Source organism: Microbacterium sp. LjRoot205 (genome assembly GCF_056175745.1).
This window is the reverse complement of record NZ_JBGFFH010000008.1, coordinates 223893-242095: the sequence shown is the minus strand read 5'-3', so window position 1 is coordinate 242095 and position 18203 is coordinate 223893. Positions and strand designations below refer to the sequence as shown.

General features: G+C 67.5%; 19 protein-coding genes. 11 read left to right on the top strand and 8 right to left on the bottom strand.

Translation table 11 applies throughout. The features are described from left to right. Position 1: 1 nt before the first annotated feature. From AC04ME_RS15515 to AC04ME_RS15500, 4 genes are read right to left on the bottom strand one after another with little or no spacing between them, the layout of a single operon-like run. Entirely contained in the window at positions 2–1162 is a 1161-nt protein-coding gene (locus AC04ME_RS15515) for an acyl-CoA dehydrogenase family protein (protein ID WP_079113587.1), read from the bottom strand. Continuing rightward, the gene (locus AC04ME_RS15510) at positions 1159–1917 is read right to left on the bottom strand and encodes an alpha/beta fold hydrolase (protein WP_367823924.1); all 759 of its coding nucleotides are present in this window, start codon (positions 1915–1917) and stop codon (positions 1159–1161) included. Before AC04ME_RS15510 ends, AC04ME_RS15515 begins: the two co-directional genes overlap by 4 nt. 44 nt (positions 1918–1961) lie before the next feature. Beyond that, positions 1962–2876 carry a sugar kinase gene (locus AC04ME_RS15505; RefSeq protein ID WP_367823926.1) on the bottom strand — a complete coding sequence of 305 codons (915 nt, stop codon included), beginning with the start codon at positions 2874–2876 and terminating at the stop codon, positions 1962–1964. Next, the gene (locus AC04ME_RS15500; RefSeq protein WP_194285963.1) at positions 2873–4081 is read right to left on the bottom strand and encodes an MFS transporter; all 1209 of its coding nucleotides are present in this window, start codon (positions 4079–4081) and stop codon (positions 2873–2875) included. The genes AC04ME_RS15505 and AC04ME_RS15500 overlap by 4 nt, the downstream gene beginning before the upstream one ends. A gap of 389 nt (positions 4082–4470) precedes the next feature. Between AC04ME_RS15500 and nrdH the strand changes: the two genes are divergently transcribed. Genes nrdH through nrdF form a run of 4 tightly spaced genes read left to right on the top strand, consistent with a single transcriptional unit; the run spans position 4471 to position 8327 of the window. Beyond that, a complete protein-coding gene (gene nrdH, locus AC04ME_RS15495; RefSeq protein WP_042537838.1) occupies positions 4471–4704 on the top strand; it encodes a glutaredoxin-like protein NrdH in 234 nt (77 codons plus the stop codon). Positions 4705–4710: 6 nt separating this feature from the next. Continuing rightward, positions 4711–5172 (top strand): class Ib ribonucleoside-diphosphate reductase assembly flavoprotein NrdI, encoded by a 462-nt coding sequence (gene nrdI / locus AC04ME_RS15490; RefSeq protein ID WP_475435885.1) that lies wholly within the window; start codon positions 4711–4713, stop codon positions 5170–5172. A 20-nt stretch (positions 5173–5192) separates the two neighbouring features. Then, on the top strand, positions 5193–7313 hold the full coding sequence (nrdE, locus tag AC04ME_RS15485) for a class 1b ribonucleoside-diphosphate reductase subunit alpha (RefSeq protein WP_042537901.1): 2121 nt from the start codon (positions 5193–5195) through the stop codon (positions 7311–7313). A 33-nt stretch (positions 7314–7346) separates the two neighbouring features. Next, positions 7347–8327, top strand: coding sequence for a class 1b ribonucleoside-diphosphate reductase subunit beta (gene nrdF, locus AC04ME_RS15480; RefSeq protein ID WP_042537843.1), 981 nt, complete (start codon positions 7347–7349; stop codon positions 8325–8327). 68 nt (positions 8328–8395) lie between these two features. Here nrdF and AC04ME_RS15475 read toward each other — a convergent pair whose 3' ends face one another. From AC04ME_RS15475 to AC04ME_RS15460, 4 genes are all read right to left on the bottom strand, one after another. After that, on the bottom strand, positions 8396–9394 hold the full coding sequence (locus AC04ME_RS15475) for a hypothetical protein (protein ID WP_194285962.1): 999 nt from the start codon (positions 9392–9394) through the stop codon (positions 8396–8398). A 113-nt stretch (positions 9395–9507) separates the two neighbouring features. After that, on the bottom strand, positions 9508–9936 hold the full coding sequence (locus AC04ME_RS15470) for a hypothetical protein (protein ID WP_475435882.1): 429 nt from the start codon (positions 9934–9936) through the stop codon (positions 9508–9510). A gap of 62 nt (positions 9937–9998) precedes the next feature. Further along, positions 9999–11354: an MFS transporter gene (locus tag AC04ME_RS15465; RefSeq protein ID WP_082041035.1), complete on the bottom strand. Its 1356-nt coding sequence runs from the start codon at positions 11352–11354 to the stop codon at positions 9999–10001. 5 nt (positions 11355–11359) lie between these two features. Further along, positions 11360–11800: a MarR family winged helix-turn-helix transcriptional regulator gene (locus AC04ME_RS15460; RefSeq protein WP_042537858.1), complete on the bottom strand. Its 441-nt coding sequence runs from the start codon at positions 11798–11800 to the stop codon at positions 11360–11362. An 81-nt stretch (positions 11801–11881) separates the two neighbouring features. Between AC04ME_RS15460 and AC04ME_RS15455 the strand changes: the two genes are divergently transcribed. From AC04ME_RS15455 to AC04ME_RS15425, 7 genes are all read left to right on the top strand, one after another. Next, positions 11882–12619 carry a copper homeostasis protein CutC gene (locus AC04ME_RS15455; RefSeq protein ID WP_042537860.1) on the top strand — a complete coding sequence of 246 codons (738 nt, stop codon included), beginning with the start codon at positions 11882–11884 and terminating at the stop codon, positions 12617–12619. A gap of 78 nt (positions 12620–12697) precedes the next feature. Then, positions 12698–13552: an alpha/beta fold hydrolase gene (locus tag AC04ME_RS15450; protein ID WP_042537862.1), complete on the top strand. Its 855-nt coding sequence runs from the start codon at positions 12698–12700 to the stop codon at positions 13550–13552. 269 nt (positions 13553–13821) lie between these two features. Then, positions 13822–14559, top strand: a complete 738-nt coding sequence (locus AC04ME_RS15445; protein ID WP_475435879.1) for a DUF1684 domain-containing protein — start codon at positions 13822–13824, stop codon at positions 14557–14559. Between the two features lie 49 nt (positions 14560–14608). After that, positions 14609–15658 (top strand): lipoyl protein ligase domain-containing protein, encoded by a 1050-nt coding sequence (locus tag AC04ME_RS15440; RefSeq protein WP_475435877.1) that lies wholly within the window; start codon positions 14609–14611, stop codon positions 15656–15658. Continuing rightward, on the top strand, positions 15655–16656 hold the full coding sequence (locus tag AC04ME_RS15435) for a DNA-methyltransferase (protein ID WP_475435875.1): 1002 nt from the start codon (positions 15655–15657) through the stop codon (positions 16654–16656). Before AC04ME_RS15440 ends, AC04ME_RS15435 begins: the two co-directional genes overlap by 4 nt. Positions 16657–16719: 63 nt before the next feature. Next, a complete protein-coding gene (locus tag AC04ME_RS15430; protein WP_475435873.1) occupies positions 16720–17571 on the top strand; it encodes a hypothetical protein in 852 nt (283 codons plus the stop codon). Then, on the top strand, positions 17568–18167 hold the full coding sequence (locus AC04ME_RS15425; protein ID WP_475435871.1) for a hypothetical protein: 600 nt from the start codon (positions 17568–17570) through the stop codon (positions 18165–18167). Before AC04ME_RS15430 ends, AC04ME_RS15425 begins: the two co-directional genes overlap by 4 nt. The last annotated feature ends 36 nt before the right edge of the window (positions 18168–18203 follow it).

Genomic DNA, 18203 nt, shown 5'->3' with positions numbered 1-18203 from the left:
GTCAGGACTCGAGCGGGCCCAGCCAGGCGCTCGCCGCGGTGGAATGCGCAGACTCGGGGTCGGAGGGGTGGAATGCCCCCGCCAGGACGTCACGATAGAGCCGCGACAGCTCGTTCGACGAGAAGTACGAGCCGCCGCCGGCGACCAGCATCGCCTGGTCGACGACGTGCTTCGACATCGTGATCGCCCGGTGCTTGACCCCCGAGAGCAGCGTGAACCACCGGGCGCCGTTGTCGACCTTCTCGTCGACATCGCGCGCGAGGACGGCGATCTGCGGCGGAAGGGCGTCGTACGCGAGGCCCATGTCGGCGATGCGCCAGCGGATGTCGGGATCCTGGCTGTACGCGGCACCTGTCTTCTTCGAGCGGCGCTTCTGCGCGGTGAGCACGGCCAGGTCGAGCGCACGGCGCGCGATGCCCGTGTAGACCGAGGCGAGGAGGATCTCGAAGACCGAGAAGATCCCGAAGACGATCGGGTCGGGGTTCGGACCCGGATCGATGCGGCGCACCACGTGCGCCGCATCCGCCGCGGCTCCGTCGAGTCGGGTCGTGCGGCTCTGTGTGCCCCGCATGCCGAGAGTGTCCCAGTCGTCGCCCGTCACGACCGCATCGGTGCGGTCGACGAACGCGAAGACGAGCTTCGGGGCGTCGGCGCTCGTCGTGTCGAGTCCGTGCAGCCCGAGCTTCGTCCACACGGGCGCGAGCGAGGTGAAGATCTTGGTGCCGGTGAACGCGTAGCCGCCGTCGGCGGTGGGTGCGGCCTCGGTGTCGCTGCCGAACAGCACCAGGTCGTTGCCGCCCTCGCTGATGCCGAAGGCGAAGACCTCGCCGGCGACCGCGCCGTTCTGCACGAACTCGAGGCCGGGCACGCCGCGGTCGGAGAAGACCTTGGCGACCCCGGTCCAGACGAGGTGCATGTTGATCGCGAGCGCCGTGGCCGGGGCGGCGGTCGCGAGGCGCTGCTGGAGGATCGCGGCCTCGGCGAGTCCGAGACCCGCGCCTCCACGGTCGGCGGGCACGAGGATCGACAGGTAGCCGGCGTCGCGCAGCTCGGCGAGGTCCTGTTCGGGGAACGTGTTCTCGCGGTCGTGGATGGGAGCCCGCTCGCGGATGCGCTCGAGCAGGTCGTCGGGAAGATACGCGGTCGGGTCGAACGTGCTCACGCGAGGGCCTCTCTCAGCTGTCGGACGGTCTCTTCGGGCTTGTCGCGGTGCAGCGAATGCCCGGATCCCTCGACGACCGACATCGTGACGAGAGGGTTCGAGGCGAGAACGGAGGCTGCGACATCGCCGGTGAAGATGCTGTAGACCGCCGGATCAGAGGCGATCACATGGGTGGGGACGGTCAACCGCGCGGCATCAGCCGTGACATCCCACGGGGTGTTCTGCGCACTCGTCTGCTCGACCGCCCACGCACTCGCTCGGTGCACGGCATCGACCTTGAGCTCCCAGTCCTGCGGATGCCAGTGCGGATGCTCCTGCTGCACCAGCTCCACCCTGTTGTCGGCGAAGGCACGCTCCTGGCTGCGGCGCACGATCGCGGCATCGCGGCCGTCGACGAGGATCGCCGGGTCGAGCAGCACCAGGCGGCGGGTCCACTCCGGAGCGGATGCTGCGGCCGCCGTGCCGGCGGCGCCGCCGAGAGAGTGGCCGACCACGGCATCCCACGCTCCACCGCCATCGGGCTCGGTCGCGACGAGATCTGCCGCATAGGCGGCGACCGAGTAGTCGAGGGCCCTCGGGGCGTCGCCGTGACCGCGCAGGTCGACGGCGGTCGCATGCCATCCGGCGTCGGCGAGGGCGGTGCCCACCCGCCACATGAGAGCAGCGGAGGAGCCGAGGCCGTGCACGAGGAGCACTCGGCGATCGGAGGCCGGATCACCCCAGGAGATGCGGGGCAGCGTGAGCGGTGCGGGCATGCAGCAAGCCTACGACCGGGTCGTACGGGGGAGGCGTGCGGAGTTCAGGGCAGCGGTGGCAGATCGCCGTGCGTGGTCAGCACCCGCGCGGCTGCGGTGTGTCCGGCAGAGAGTCGCTCGGCGAGCTCTGCGCCGTCGAGCGTCGCGGCGAGGAACCCGGCCGCGAAGGCATCGCCGGCGCCGACCGGCTCGACGACCTCGACCCGCGGCGCGGGCACGAACACCGGCTCGTCGTCGCCGAGGAACGCGGTCGCGCCGACGTCGCCGTCCTTCACGATGAGCAGCCCGCAGTTCGGAAGGTGTGCGCGGATCTCGACGGCGGTGGCGGTGCCCCAGACGCGCTCGGCCTCGTCTCGACCGACGAAGGCGATGTCCGCGGCATCCGCGAGCCGGGTCAGCGTCTCGGCCGCATCCTGCATCGTCCACAGCGCCCTGCGGTCGTTCACGTCGAACGACACGAGCGCGCCGGCTGTGCGCGCGTCGACGAACAGCTGATCGACCATCGCGCGGCAGGAGGGGGAGAGCGCCGGGGTGATGCCGGTCGTGTGCACGATGCGGACACCGGCGAGCTGCGGGGCGTCGAGGAACCCGGGCGCCATCAGCGACGCCGCCGATCCGCGTCGGTAGTAGTAGACGGACGACGACTCGGTGCCCGGATCCTTGAACATGACGCCGGTGGGCGCATCCGCATCCGTCGTCACCCAGAGGTCGACGCCGCGGCGCGCGAGCTCGGTCGAGATGCGCACGCCGATCGGATCGTCGCCCAGGCGCGAGGCCCAGGCGGCCCGATGCCCTGCCGAGACGAGTCCGACGGCGACGTTGCCCTCTGCTCCGGCGAGCCCCAGTGCTGCCGTCTCGGTCTCGGCGAGCGGTGCGCCCAGAGCGGTGACGAGTCCCATGGACTCGCCGATGCAGACCACCTCGGGGGCGATGGATGCGGGGGAGGACGCAGAGCTCATGAAGGGGTGACCGCCAGGGGTTCGGTATCGGGGTGGGGACTCGCATCGCGATGACGCAGATCGGGGAAGGAGCGGACGAAGACGATCGAGACGACGAGTCCGGCTGCGGCGAAGAGCGTCGCCGCGAGGTAGGCGCCGCGGGGATCCGTCGCATCGACGAGGAAGCCCGCGACGGCAGAGCCGGCCGCGGCGCCGATCAGCTGACCGGTGCCGGCCCAGCCGAAGGCCTCGGCCGTCTCGCTGAACTTGACGCTCGCGGTCGTGATGGCGAACAGCACGGCGAGAGCCGGCGCGACGCCGATGCCGGCGACGATCAGGGTGCCGCCGAGCCAGAACTCGTTGAGGGAGAACATGGTGAGTGCGAGGCCGACCGTGACGATGGTGAGGCGGCGGGCCATCGCCCAGGGCCCGATGGGGATGTGTCCGAACGAGAGGCCTCCGGCGAGGCTGCCGACGGCGAACACCGCGAGCACGAGGCCGGCCGCCAGGCTGCCGTGCTCGAACGTCGCGACGACACCGACCTCGACCGCGGAGCACGCGCCGATGAGCAGGAATCCGATGATGGTGGCGAGCAGCACCGGCGGTTTGAGCACGACCTTGCCGAGGGCGCTGCGACTTCGCGGGATGCGCACGCGGCCGACCTCGGGAGAGAGGATGAACCACGCTCCGCCGCCGACCAGCACGACCGCCACGAGCAGCAGCCCCACGGCCGTGCCGATCTGCGTCGACACGAGCGTGATCACGACGGGGGCGAGCACCCAGATGATCTCCTGCAGCGAGGCGTCGAGAGAGAAGAGCGGGGTGAGCTGTGTCGAGTTCACGAGCTTCGGATAGATGGTGCGCACGGCGGCCTGCACCGGCGGGGTCGAGAGGCCGGCGATCATGCCGAGCGCCATGTATCCGGGGACGTTCAGGGGGAGCAGTGCCAAGCCCAGCACGGCGACCACGCACACGCTGAGCGTGAGGGCGAGCACGCGGCGCATGCCCCAGGCGCCCATCCATCGACTCGTGATCGGGCCGGCGACGGCCTGCCCGACGCTGGTCGCGGCGAGCACCAGGCCCGCCGAGCCGTATGAGCCGGTCTGCTGTTCGACGTGCAGCAGGATCGCGAGCGAGGTCATCCCGTTGGGGAAGCGAGCGGTCAGCTGTGCAGCGATCATGCGCGCCACTCCGGGCGTGCGAAGAAGGTCACGATATCCCGCCACGGGTCAACGCTACCGGGAGGCGCGGACGCCGGTCGAAGCGGCTCATCCGCGACACGCCGCGACACGCCCAAACCGAGTTTCCACAGAAAATCCGATGTCAGAGGTGAGGCGTACGGTCCGACCTGTGGATGGATCTCTCACAGGTCGTTCCCAGCCGCGATTTCTCGCGGTTCGGAGCTGCTCCCGAGGTGCCCGAGCCTGTGGAAGAAACGGTGGAGAACCTGTGTTGTAACAGTGGAGAGCGGTGGAAAACTACACGTATGTAACTACTACCCCTAGTGGTCACCCTGAATGTCCGTACCTATATGTAGTATTGAGATCCCGGTGAGGGTCTACCGGAAAACAGCCTGATACAGATGCAGGCCAGAGATTTGAGGGGAAGCGAAAAGATGTCGATCACGGTCTACACGAAGCCGTCCTGCGTTCAGTGCAACGCCACCTACCGCGCGCTCGACGCCAAGGGCATCGAGTACGAAATCCTCGACCTGTCGGAAGACGCGACCGCACTCGAGCAGGTCAAGGCGCTGGGCTACATGCAGGCGCCGGTCGTCGTCACCGACGAGGGCCACTGGTCGGGCTTCCGTCCCGACAAGATCGACGAGCTCGCCTCGCGTCTGGCGTGATCCGCCGTGAGCGCCGTCGCGACCGCCGCGCCGCTCCTGGTCTACTTCTCGAGCGCCTCGGGTAACACCGCGCGCTTCGTCGAGAAGCTCGGGCTCCCGGCCCGACGCATTCCCCTTCTCCGGCAGCAGGAAGATCTCGTCGTCGACGAGCCCTTCGTGCTGGTCACCCCCACCTACGGCGGGGGTGAGGGGCGCGGCGTCGAACGAGGCGCGGTGCCCAAGCAGGTCATCCGGTTCCTCAACGACGAGCGCAACCGGAATCACATCCGCGGAGTCATCTCCGMGGGCAACACCAACTTCGGCGACTCCTTCTGTCTCGCCGGTGACATCATCAGCCGCAAGTGCAACGTGCCTCACTTGTATCGGCTCGAGATCTTCGGCACACAAGACGATGTAGATCGCGTGAGCGACGGATTGGAGCGACGGTGGGTACCGCAGTTGACGAGCAGGCAGGAACCGACTCAGTGACGGACACGGTGGCGTTCAAGATGAACCCGACCTACGAGGGCCTGGACTATCACGCCCTCAACGCGATGCTGAACCTGTACGACGCGAACGGGAAGATCCAGTTCGACGCCGACAAGCGGGCGGCACGCGAGTACTTCCTGCAGCACGTCAACCAGAACACGGTGTTCTTCCACTCACTCAAGGAGCGTCTCGACTACCTGGTCGAGAAGGAGTACTACGAGCCCGCCGTGATCGAGCAGTACTCGCTCGAGTTCATCCAGAAGCTCAATGACCTCGCCTACAGCAAGAAGTTCCGGTTCGAAACGTTCCTCGGCGCCTTCAAGTACTACACGAGCTACACGCTCAAGACGTTCGACGGCAAGCGCTACCTCGAGCGCTTCGAAGACCGCGTCGTGATGACGGCCCTCGGCCTCGCCGGCGGCGACGAGAACCTCGCAGTCGCCCTGGTCGAGGAGATCATCTCCGGCCGTTTCCAGCCCGCGACGCCGACCTTCCTCAACTCGGGCAAGGCCCAGCGCGGCGAGCTCGTCAGCTGCTTCCTGCTGCGCATCGAAGACAACATGGAGTCGATCGCCCGCGGCATCAACTCCGCTCTCCAGCTCTCCAAGCGCGGCGGCGGCGTCGCTCTGCTGCTCTCGAACATCCGTGAGGCCGGCGCTCCGATCAAGCAGATCGAGAACCAGTCCTCGGGCATCATCCCCGTGATGAAGCTCCTCGAAGACAGCTTCAGCTACGCCAACCAGCTCGGCGCCCGTCAGGGTGCCGGAGCGGTGTACCTCAACGCGCACCACCCCGACATCATGCGCTTCCTCGACACCAAGCGCGAGAACGCCGACGAGAAGATCCGCATCAAGACGCTGTCGCTCGGCGTCGTGGTTCCCGACATCACGTTCGAGCTCGCCAAGAACGGCGAGGACATGTACCTCTTCTCGCCGTACGACGTCGAGAAGGTCTACGGAGTTCCCTTCGGCGACATCTCGGTCACCGAGAAGTACCGCGAGATGGTCGACAACCCGCGCATCAAGAAGACCAAGATCAACGCGCGCGAGTTCTTCCAGACGATCGCCGAGATCCAGTTCGAGTCGGGCTACCCGTACATCATGTTCGAGGACACGGTGAACAAGGCCAACCCGATCAAGGGCCGCATCAACATGTCGAACCTCTGCAGCGAGATCCTGCAGGTGAACACGCCGACCACGTACAACGACGACCTGTCGTACGACCAGATCGGCAAGGACATCTCCTGCAACCTCGGCTCGATGAACATCGCGCTGTCGATGGATGCCGATGACCTGGGCCAGACGGTCGAGACGGCGATCCGCGCGCTGAGCGCGGTGAGCGACCAGAGCCACATCCGCTCGGTCCGCTCGATCGAAGACGGCAACGACCGTTCGCACGCGATCGGCCTCGGTCAGATGAACCTGCACGGCTTCCTCGCTCGCGAGCACGTCCACTACGGGTCCGAAGAGGGCATCGACTTCACGAACATCTACTTCTACACGGTGCTGTTCCACGCGCTGCGCGCCTCGAACAACATCGCGATCGAGCGCAAGCAGGCCTTCGACGGCTTCGAGGACTCGACGTACGCGTCGGGGGAGTTCTTCGACAAGTACATCGAGCGCGCCTGGGTGCCCGAGACCGAGAAGGTCAAGGAGCTCTTCGCGGGCAAGCACATCCCGACGCAGGCCGACTGGGTGGCGCTGAAGTCGTCGATCCAGGAGCACGGCATCTACAACCAGAACCTGCAGGCGGTGCCCCCGACCGGTTCGATCTCGTACATCAACAACTCGACGTCGTCGATCCACCCGATCGCCTCGAAGATCGAGATCCGCAAGGAAGGCAAGCTCGGCCGCGTCTACTACCCGGCGCCGTTCATGACGAACGACAACCTGGAGTACTACCAGGACGCATACGAGATCGGCTACGAGAAGGTCATCGACACCTACGCCGCCGCCACCCAGCACGTCGACCAGGGCCTGTCGCTGACGCTGTTCTTCAAGGACACCGCCACGACGCGTGACATCAACAAGGCTCAGATCTACGCATGGCGCAAGGGCATCAAGACGATCTACTACATCCGTCTGCGTCAGATGGCGCTCGAGGGCACCGACATGACCGAGTGCGTCTCGTGCATGCTCTGATCCGGCTCTGACCACAAGAAACGACGAAGAACAATGACTCCTCACCCCCCGCTCAAGCTGGTCGACAGCGTTCAGGCGATCAACTGGAACCGCATCCAGGACGACAAGGACCTCGAGGTCTGGAACCGTCTGGTGAACAACTTCTGGCTGCCCGAGAAGGTGCCGCTGTCGAACGACGTCCAGTCGTGGAACACGCTGACGCCCGACGAGCAGCTGCTCACCATGCGCGTCTTCACCGGTCTGACTCTGCTCGACACGATCCAGGGCACGGTCGGCGCCGTCTCGCTGATCCCCGACGCGATCACCCCTCACGAAGAGGCGGTCTACACGAACATCGCGTTCATGGAGTCGGTGCACGCGAAGAGCTACTCCTCGATCTTCTCGACGCTCGCGTCGACGAAGGAGATCGATGAGGCCTTCCGCTGGTCCACGGAGAACCCGAACCTTCAGAAGAAGGCTCAGATCATCATGGACTACTACCAGGGTGACGACCCGCTCAAGCGCAAGGTCGCCTCGACCCTGCTCGAGTCGTTCCTGTTCTACTCGGGCTTCTACCTGCCGATCTACTGGTCGTCCAAGGCGAAGCTCACGAACACGGCCGACCTGATCCGCCTCATCATCCGCGACGAGGCCGTGCACGGGTACTACATCGGCTACAAGTTCCAGAAGGGTCTCGAGAACGAGACCGAAGAGCGCCGCCAGGAGCTGAAGGACTACACCTTCAACCTGCTGTTCGAGCTCTACGACAACGAGGTGCAGTACACGCAGGATCTCTACGACGGCGTCGGTCTGACCGAGGACGTCAAGAAGTTCCTGCACTACAACGCCAACAAGGCGCTGATGAACCTCGGCTACGAAGCGATGTTCCCCTCGACCGTGACGAACGTGAACCCGGCGATCCTGTCGGCGCTCTCGCCGAACGCCGACGAGAACCACGACTTCTTCTCGGGGTCCGGCTCCTCCTACGTCATCGGCAAGGCCGAGGCCACGGAAGACGACGACTGGGACTTCTGAGTCACACATTGAGCATGATGAAGGGGCGGATGCTGCGGCATCCGCCCCTTCATCGTGTGGTCGCCGCCTCAGGCGCGCTCGTCCGCCAGGCGGGCGCGTCGCTCCTCCTCGCGCTTCGAGTAGGTGGCGGCGCGGATCGCATCGTCGGACTCCAGACCCGTGCCCAAAGCCCCGCCGAGCGTCGCCGCTGACGCGACGAACCAGGTGAGCACGAACAGATCGCCGACTTCGACGGTTCGGCCGAGGGACTCGCTCATCACCGACGTGTCGAGCACGAAGAGCGCCCAGGCCAGATTCACGACGTACAGCGCCAGATAACAGATGACGATGCCGATGGTCAGGGTCAGCAGCGTCGAGGTGTTGTAGAGACGGGATCTCTCACGGGCCTGGAGTGAGTCGTCGTCTGGACGGTCCCAGAGCCTGCCGTCGATCACGATCCACGCGATGATGATCGTGATGGAGGCCACGGTCGCCGCCACCAGGCGCCAGCCCGACAGTGAGCTGGCGAGCGACCACACGGTCGGCTCGATCGTCGCCACCGCGCCGGTCGCCAGCGCTGCGACCAGCGCGGACTTGAGCCCGGCGGCGAGCAGCCACGGACGGTTGGCCAGCACCATCCCCAGAAGCACGCGCCCGCGGGCACTGAGTCCGGGCAGCGGCAGGCGCTGCTCCTCCGGCGAGGCGGGCTCGGCCATCCCGTCGACGAGTCCCCGCACCGCGTGGCGGGCGCGGCTCTGCACCCGGAACCCGCCCAGGGCGGGCAGCGACAGCACCGCGGACTGGCGGCGAGGATCGATCGCCGCCAGCAGGTAGCGGCCGTCGTCGTCGCGAAGCGGAAGCTCGGTGACGCCGATGACGAGATCCCACCCGTTCTGCTCGGCATGCGCACGCAGCCGCTCGAGGGCGACGTCGACGTCTTCAGACCCGAGGGTGAACGGCTCGCTGACGAGTTCGACGATCCAGCTGTCGGCCGCAGCGGCGAGCGGTGGCGTGAGGTCGGTCATCCGACGCGCGACGGTAGTGGGCGAAGCCGGGTCGGCTACGAGGCCCACTCGGATCGGCTCCATCTCCGCAACCTACACCCGCCTCGCATCGGCCGCATCGGCTTCTTCTCTTCGCCGAACAGGATGGGAGAGGGCGGATGCCGCAGCATCCGCCCTCTCCCGCATGTGCCCACCGCTCAGGCGGGTGTGTCGTTCGGGTCGAGCGAACGCAGAGCGTCTTCCTCGACCTCATTGTCGGCGGTCAGCTGCTGTTCGGTGTTCTCGTCGCCGCCGAGGGCCGCGTCGCGGTCGGGGCTGGCGTCGCCCTGAATGGCGCCGCGAGGCGATTCTCCGTGCGAGCTGTCGCCCTGGATCGCGCCACCCTGGGCTGCGCCCTGAGCGTTCTCTTCGTCGGCGTCGCCCTGAATGGCTCCGCGCGGGGAGTCGCCGTGCGAGCTGTCGCCCTGGATGGCACCGCCCTGGGTCGAGCCCTGGGCGTTGCCGTGGAGCTCGTCGCGCTCGACGGACGACTGCCCATCGGGCGCGGTGTTGTGCTGAGGGTTCTGCTCAGGAGAACCTTCGGCGGGCTCTTCGGCGTGCGGGGTGCGTCCTGTGTTCTGGTCCATGCGGCGAACGTACGTCCGCCCCGCCCGCACGTGGAGGGCATTGACAAACCGCAGTCACCCGCTCAGAACTCCGGGTCGTCCTTCTTCGAGGTGCGGATCGGCGTCGTGACGGCCGCTTCATCGCTGAACTCGACCGGGTCTGCCTTCTCGACGATGTCGGCGCGGTCGACGACGTTCAGCGGCCTGGTCTCGTCGAGCGTCATCAGGAACCGGCTGTCCTCCGAGCGGTGCAGTCGGCCGGAGGTGAAGATCCAGATCGCGCCGATCGCACAGGCGACGAAGCCCGCGGTGCCACCGAGCATGATCGCCACGCGCGGGCCGAACGTGTCGGCCACCCACCCGGCGATGGGAGCGCCGACCGGAGTCGAGCCCATGATCACGGCCATGTACAGCGCGAGCACGCGCCCTCGCAGCGCCGGGGCCGTGGTCATCTGCACGTATCCGTTTGCCGTCGTGAGCAGCGTCACGATCATGAATCCGGTGAATGTCAGCGTGATCGCGTACGACAGATACGTCGGCATGGATGCGGAGATGAAGGCCGCGACACCGAAACCGCCCGCCGCGAAGACCACGACGCGCACGCGAGCGCGGTCACGCCTGGCCGCCAGCAGTGCCCCGGCGAGCGAGCCGATCGCGAGCACCGAGCTCAGCACTCCGTAGCCGTCGGCCCCGGCCCCGAACTCGATCGCCATGGTCGAGGCGAAGATCGGGAAGTTCATGCCGAACGCGCCGATCAGGAACACCGTCACGAAGACGACCCGCAGGTCGCTGCGACCCCAGACATAGCGGAAGCCCTCGGCGAGGCCGCCGGTCCGGCGGTTCTTGAGACGCGGCGCCAACTGCCCGGTGCGCAGCAGCATCAGCGCGACGAGCATCGCGAGGAACGTCACGGCGTTCGCGATGAACACCCACCCCGAGCCGATCGCCACGATCAGCAGGCCGCCGACGGCCGGGCCGATCATGCGGGCCAGGTTGAAGGATGCCGAGTTGAGGGCGACCGCGTTCGACGTGTCGCCGGCCGAGACCATGTCGGAGACGAACGCCTGCCGCGCGGGTGCGTCGAAGGCGTTGACGACACCGAACGCGGCGGCGAAGCAGAACATCATCGGCAGGGTCATCACGCCGTTGAGCAGCAGGACGCCCACGGCGATCGCGAGAAGCAGCAGTGCGCTCTGAGTGGCGAGCAGGATGCGTCGGCGCTCGAAGCGGTCGGCGACCCATCCGGTGAGGCTCACCAGCACCAGCGGCGGACCGAACTGCAGCGCCATCGTGAACCCCATGGCCGCGGCGTCGTTGTCGGTGAGCTCGGTGAGCACGACCCAGTCCTGCGCGGTCGCCTGCATCCAGCCACCGATGTTCGAGACGAGGGCGCCGGCGAACCAGATGCGGTAGTTGATGTTCGAGAACGAACGGAACATCGCGCTCATCGGTCGACCACCTTTCGCATCAGGGCGCTCGCTTCTCGCAGCGTCGTCAGTTCCTGCTCGGTGAAGTCCAGTTCGCCGAGCATCTCGGCCAGCAGCTCGTCGCGGCGCTTGATGGTCTGCGCGACGATCTCGGTGCCCGCCTCGGTGATGTCGACCTGCACGCGACGGCGGTCTTCGGCATCCGGGGTGCGGATCACGAAACCCTGCTCCTCGAGTCCGTTGATCATGCTCGTCATCGACGGTGCAGTGACCCGCTCGCGCTCTGCCAGGGCCGTGATCGTGCGCCGGCCGTGCATGCGCAGCGTCGCGAGCACCGCGAGCTGCGCGTCGCTCATCGCGTCGACGGCACGGGCCGAGCGCAGGCGCCGTGCGAGTCGGAACGTCGCCATGCGCAGGTCTGTCGCGGTGAGTTGGAGGGAATCATCGGTCGCAGACATTACTTAGACAGTCTAAGTAATTTTGCTGACGATGGGAAGCGGGCGTCGGATCGGCCGCCGCCGACAGGCCAGAATGGACGCATGACCCGATCCGTTGCTCTCGAGCTCGCCGTGCAGGACCCGACCGGAGTGCGCATCGCCGGCGCGGTCGGCGCCGTGCGCGTCGAGCTCGCTCAGGCTCTGCCTCTCGGCGGCCTCACCCCGTCGCCGGCGACCCTCGACCTGTCGATCGACGCGGCACGAGCCGTCGGGGTCGAAGTGCATGTGCTCGTCCGGCCCCGAGCCGGCGGTTTCACCTATTCCGCCGACGAGATCGCGATCGCAGAGAGCGACGTCCGCCGTGCGATCGAGGCGGGCGCCGACGGTGTCGTGATCGGTGCGCTCGACGAAGAGGGGCTGCTCGACATCCCCGCCATGCGGCGACTGCGCGACGCCGCCGGCGGAGCATCCGTCACCCTGCATCGCGCGATCGACGTGACTCCCGACCCCGTGGCGACGCTCGTCGCCGCCAGGGATCTCGGCCTTCGCCGTGTGCTCACCTCGGGTGGCGCCTCGGTCGCGATCGACGGCATCGACACCCTGCGCGCGCTCGTCGCCGAGGCGGCCGGAGAGATCGAGATCATGGCGGGCAGCGGAGTGGATGCCGCCAGCGCTCCCGCCCTCGTCGCAGCGGGCGTCGACGCTCTGCACTTCTCCGCCAAGCGCATGGTGCACGAAGACGGCGGAGTGCGCATGGGGTCGGCATCGGACGGCGTCGGTGGATACGAGGTCACCGACCTCGCGATCGCCCAGGGCGTCATCGCCGCGCTGTCGAACTGAGCCGCATCGCGCGGTCGAGCTGAGGCTCGTCCCGCAGTCGCCCTGACGCATGTCGCGCACCCTCAGTAGGGTGGGGGCGTGACCGATACGCGCGAATTCACGGATGCCGACGGCATCGCCATCGTCTACGACGTGCACCCGGCGGTGGGCGATGCGCGGGGAGTCGTGCAGCTGCTGCACGGTGTGGGCGAGCACGCCGGGCGCTACGGGGCGCTGATCGCCGCGCTGACCGAGGCCGGCTTCATCGTCTACGCCGACGATCACCGAGGGCACGGTCGCACCGGCATCCGCCAGCACGGAGGCCCCGCCAAGCTCGGCCGCCTCGGCAAGGGCGGACTGCGCGCGGCGCAGGCGGCGATCTGGCAGCTCACCGGCATCATCAAGGACGAGCACCCCGACCTGCCGCTCGTGCTGCTCGGACACTCGTGGGGATCGTTCCTCGCGCAGATGCTCGTGAACGACCACCCCGAGGCGTGGGATGCCGTGATCCTCTCGGGGTCGGCTCTGCGCACACCCGGATCGCTCAACGCGGCACCGCTCAACGCCCGCTGGGCGGCGGACGACGCCACCGGCCTCGAATGGCTGAGTCGCGACCCCGCCGTGTGGACCTCGTTCGATGAGGATCCGCTCACCACGGATCAGCCGCTTCTGAAACTGTTCGGCCCGGTCGAGGCGGCCAAGCTCTACGGTCGCCCGCGCAAGGACCTCGGCCGCGACATCCCGCTGCTGCTGCTCGTCGGCCGCGACGACCCGGTCGGCGGCCCCCGCAGCGTGCACAAGCTCGCCGACGAGTACCGCACGCGATCGGGGCTCACCGACATCACGACGCTGGTCTACCCCGACGCGCGTCACGAGATCTTCAACGAGCTGCAGCAGGACGAGGTGCGGGCCGACATCCTGTCGTGGCTCGACACCCGCATCCCTCCGCGCTGAGCCGTCGCGCGGCGGAGCGGGCTTCTGTCCGGTCGTTGAGCGAGCAGCGAAGCAGCGAGACGAAACGTGGCGAGTGCACGCAATCGGCTCACTGCGTTTCGTCTCGGTCGGCTTCGCCGTCCTCTCTCAACGACCGGGGTCGGGCGCCTTTTCGCGCGTCCGAGTGTTACGCCCGATGAACCCCCGTTACAGCGGGTGAATCCGCGTGACGTCATCCCGGCATACCGGTCTTCCCTCCGCATAGATTCGCGGCGAGAGGCAGGTGTGGGGTGGGTTTCGAAGACGAGTGGCGTGCGTGGCATGACTCGCGGGAGCGCTATGCCGGCGCCGAGTACGGCCCGGCCGCGCTCGAGTCGACGAACTGGCTCATCACCGAGCCCGCTGCCGTCGAGGGGGTGCCCGGGCTCTGGGCGCTCACGGGAGACGGAGGGATCCGCGGCAGCGATCTCGGCACCACCGGGTCGGTCGTCACGCTGAGGGGCCGTGACACGCTGCGGCTCGGACGCCGCGAGCTGCGCGTCTTCGACAGGCGGGGGGAGGTGGCGCTGCGGGTGTTCAACCCGAGGCGGCCGGAGCGGGAGCGGTTCAGCGCGATCGACGCGTATCCGCCTCGGAAGGGATGGCGGATCGCCGCGGTGTTCGAGCCGACGCCCGGCGAGACGATCACCGTCACCTCGGTGGACGGTCGCTCGCACGAGTCCGACCTCGCCGGTCGGCTGCGGTTCACGCTCGACGGCGTCGCGGTGGCGCTCGCCGCGACCCGCACGCCCCAGGGCGGCCTGAGCGCGATCTTCGCCGACGGCACCAACGGCACCGAGACGTATCGCTTCCGCTTCCTGCCGATCGAAGAACCGGCATCCGACGGTTCCGTGGTCATCGACTTCAACCGCGCATACCTGCCTCCGTGCGCCTTCTCCGATCAATACGTGTGCCCGCAGCCGCCGCCGGGCAATCGCTTATCGGCGCCGATCCGCGCGGGCGAGCGGGCTGTCGTGCTCGGGCGGTGAATCCGCGGCGGACCGCGCCCCAGCGACGGCCTCGCCTTAAGCTGTAATCGTGCACGGTGAATTCAAGGTTCCAGGAGGAAAGCTCGTCGTCGTCGACCTCGAGGTCGAAGACGGCAGGATCACTCGCTTCCGGCTCGCCGGCGACTTCTTCCTCGAACCCGACACGGCACTCGACGACATCGACCGGGCGGTCACCGGACTGCCGGTCGAGACGGATGCCACGGCCATCGCCGCGGCGGTGCGCGGTGCGCTGCCCGAGGGTGCGCAGCTGCTCGGGTTCACTCCCGAAGCCGTCGGCACGGCCGTGCGTCGAGCACTCGTCACGGCACCGGGGTGGAACGACTTCGACTGGGAGATCGTGCACGAGAAGGCGGTCTCGCCGCGCATGAACCTCGCGCTCGACGAGGTGCTCACCTCTCGGGTCGGTGAGGGGCGCCGTCGTCCGACGCTGCGCATCTGGGAGTGGGACCAGTCGGCCGTCGTCATCGGCTCGTTCCAGTCGTACCGCAACGAGGTCGACCCCGAAGGTGCTGCCCGCCACGGATTCGACGTCGTTCGCCGCATCTCGGGCGGTGGCGCGATGCTCATGGCCGCGGGGCAGATCATCACCTACTCGCTCTACGTGCCGGCATCCCTCGTGCAGGGCATGACCTTCGCCGACTCCTACGCCTTTCTCGACGACTGGGTGCTGCAGGCGCTGCGCTCGCTCGGCATCGACGCGATCTACCAGCCGCTCAACGACATCGCCAGCTCCTCGGGCAAGATCGGCGGAGCCGCGCAGAAGCGCCTCGCCAACGGGGGAGTGCTGCACCACGCGACCCTCTCGTACGACATCGACGGCCAGACGATGACCGAGGTGCTGCGCATCGGCCGCGAGAAGCTCAGCGACAAGGGAACCACCTCGGCGGCGAAGCGGGTGGATCCGCTGCGCAGCCAGACCGGGCTCTCGCGGGCCGAGATCATCGAGCGCTTCAAGGACACGTTCCGCTCGCTCACCTCGGCGGAAGACGGCGCGATCAGTGCCGATGAGTATGCGGACGCCGAGGCGCTGGTCGAGTCGAAGTTCGCCACGGACACGTGGCTGCATCGGGTTCCGTGACCGACCCCTCGCCTGCACCTGCGTCTGATCCGGCGACGCCTGCCCCCGTCGTCCGCGGCGACGTCTCGATCATCCAGGGCGACAATCTCGCGGTCACGGCGACCCTGCCGTCGGCATCCTTCACGCTCGTCTACCTCGACCCGCCGTTCAACACGGGGCGCACGCAGGAGCGCCAGGTCGTCACGGCCCGTCGCACGTTCACAACTCAGCACGAAACGGGCGCCGACGGCGTCGCAGCCACGGAATCCCGCGGGTCGGATGCCGCAGCCGACCCGATTCTGCTGAATACTGAACCGGCGGGGCCCGGGGCCGAGGTGCGACACGGGTTCCACGGCCACGCGTACGAGCGGGTGCGCGGCATGCTGCGCACCTATGACGACCGCTTCGACGACTACGGCGCTTTCCTGATGCCGCGGCTCGAGGAGGCCTGGCGGCTGCTCGCCGACGACGGCACGCTCTATCTGCACCTCGACTACCGCGAGGCGCACTACGCCAAGGTCATGCTCGATGCGGTGTTCGGCCGTGACTGCTTTCTCAACGAGCTCATCTGGGCCTACGACTACGGCGCGAAGTCGCGCCGCCGCTGGCCGACCAAGCACGACACGATCCTCGTCTACGTCAAGAACCCGCGCGAGTACGTGTTCAACGCCGACGACATCGATCGAGAGCCCTACATGGCGCCCGGTCTCGTCACGCCCGAGAAGGCCGCACGCGGCAAGCTGCCCACCGATGTCTGGTGGCACACGATCGTGCCGACGACCGGACGTGAGAAGACGGGGTATCCGACGCAGAAGCCCGAGGGAATCCTGCGGCGCATCGTGCGGGCATCCAGCCGTCCCGGCGACCGCGTGCTCGACCTCTTCGCCGGCAGCGGCACGACCGGAGCCGTGGCTTCGGCCCTCGGGCGCGACGCCGTGCTCGTCGACGACAATCCCGTGGCGGTGCGCGTGATGACCGAGCGGATGCCGCACGCCGTGGTGTCGCGCGTCGGGGAGTAGGACCCTGATCCGACGGTGCCCGGGTGCGCTCGTACCCTCAACCCTGCGGGATAGGGTCGAAGCATGCGATACATCCGGGGGGTTGTCGTCATCGCGCTCGTGGTGACATTGGCGGGCTGTGCGGGGCAAGAGGGGGAGCAGGATCCTGCTTCCGTCGCTGCGATGCTCGAAGTCGAGAAAGTTCCTGGCGTCCTCGTCGCGCCGTACGAGAACCTCGTGCAGATCGACCCGGACGCGCCGGAGGACGACATCGTGACGACGGCGCTGGCGGTGCGCGACATCGTCGACGGGATGGGCGAGGGCCGTCCGCGCGAACTCGCCATCGTGGCCGTGTATCCGGGCGACCCCTATGTGCAGACGAAGTTCAGTACGACGACCTACGACGACGCCGATCGCTTCGCGGACGACGTTCGCCTGTGGGCGGGACTCCTCGACGCCGGGTTCACCGAGGTCAGCTACGTCACCGCGACGGAAGGTGTGGGCCCCGGAACCCTGGCGGTGTTCTCGGAGGATCCGGGCGACGCCGGAAAGACGATGGCCGAGGCCTACGATGCGCTCGAGCAGGCCGTGAGCGAGCCACCCTATTCCGATGCTCCGCCGTCGCTGTACGCGTCCGTCGATCGCGCCTCGATCTCGAACAAGTCGGGTCGCGTGGAACTGGGCGAGGGATGGATCGAACTGAGCGAGGATCTGGCGAGTCTCGACTACCTGTCGAGCGCCCGGATACGACTCAATCCTGATGTGACCTGGGTCTCTCTCACCGGCGTCACCGATCTCACTTCCGAGCAGACGGCGCAGATCATGGCTGCGCTCACGAACAGAGCGGTGCTGGGGCCTGCCGTGAACGTGATCTACACCAACGTCACGGCACTGCCGAAAGACGGCAAGACCACGCTGTACGGAGTTGCCGAATGAACCGGCGTATCGCGGTTGTCGCCGCCGCTGTCGCCATCGCCACGCTGCTGCTCACGGGATGTGTGCCCCAGTATGCGACGCCGGACGAACGCTCGGAGTCCTTTGCCGAGCCTGTGTCAGATGCGGTCAACGAGCTCGACTCCGCCCCTGACGACGTGCGGGTCAGATCGTCTTCCGACGGAATCACGCTCGAAGCCATCCTGGGTGACATGTCGTACGCCGAGACGCGAGCATTCATCGAGGAGGCGCTGCCGATCGTCGAGCAGTCGCCGCTGGGCACCCTGCCGGTGCGCCTGCTTCTGAGACACGAGCAGGACGGGCCGGACTCACGGTCAGGAACGCTCGAGTGGCTGGGCTATGACGCCGACCGATCCGATCGCTACTTCGCGGCGGTGCAGGTGTGGCTCGACACTCTGGCAGATCCCGGGGTGCAGTTCGACGAGCCGTTCCAGGTGCAGGCGGTCGCCGTCTTCGGCGAGATCAGCGTGCTCGACGACCGTGACGTCGACGCCTACAGTGCCGAGGTCGCAGTGCAGCTGGAGCAGGCCGGATACGTGGAGCCGAGGATCGTCGTCGCCGCGATGCCCACGCCGTAGTTTCGGCAGGGGAGTCTCGTGGTGACAGGGTGAGAG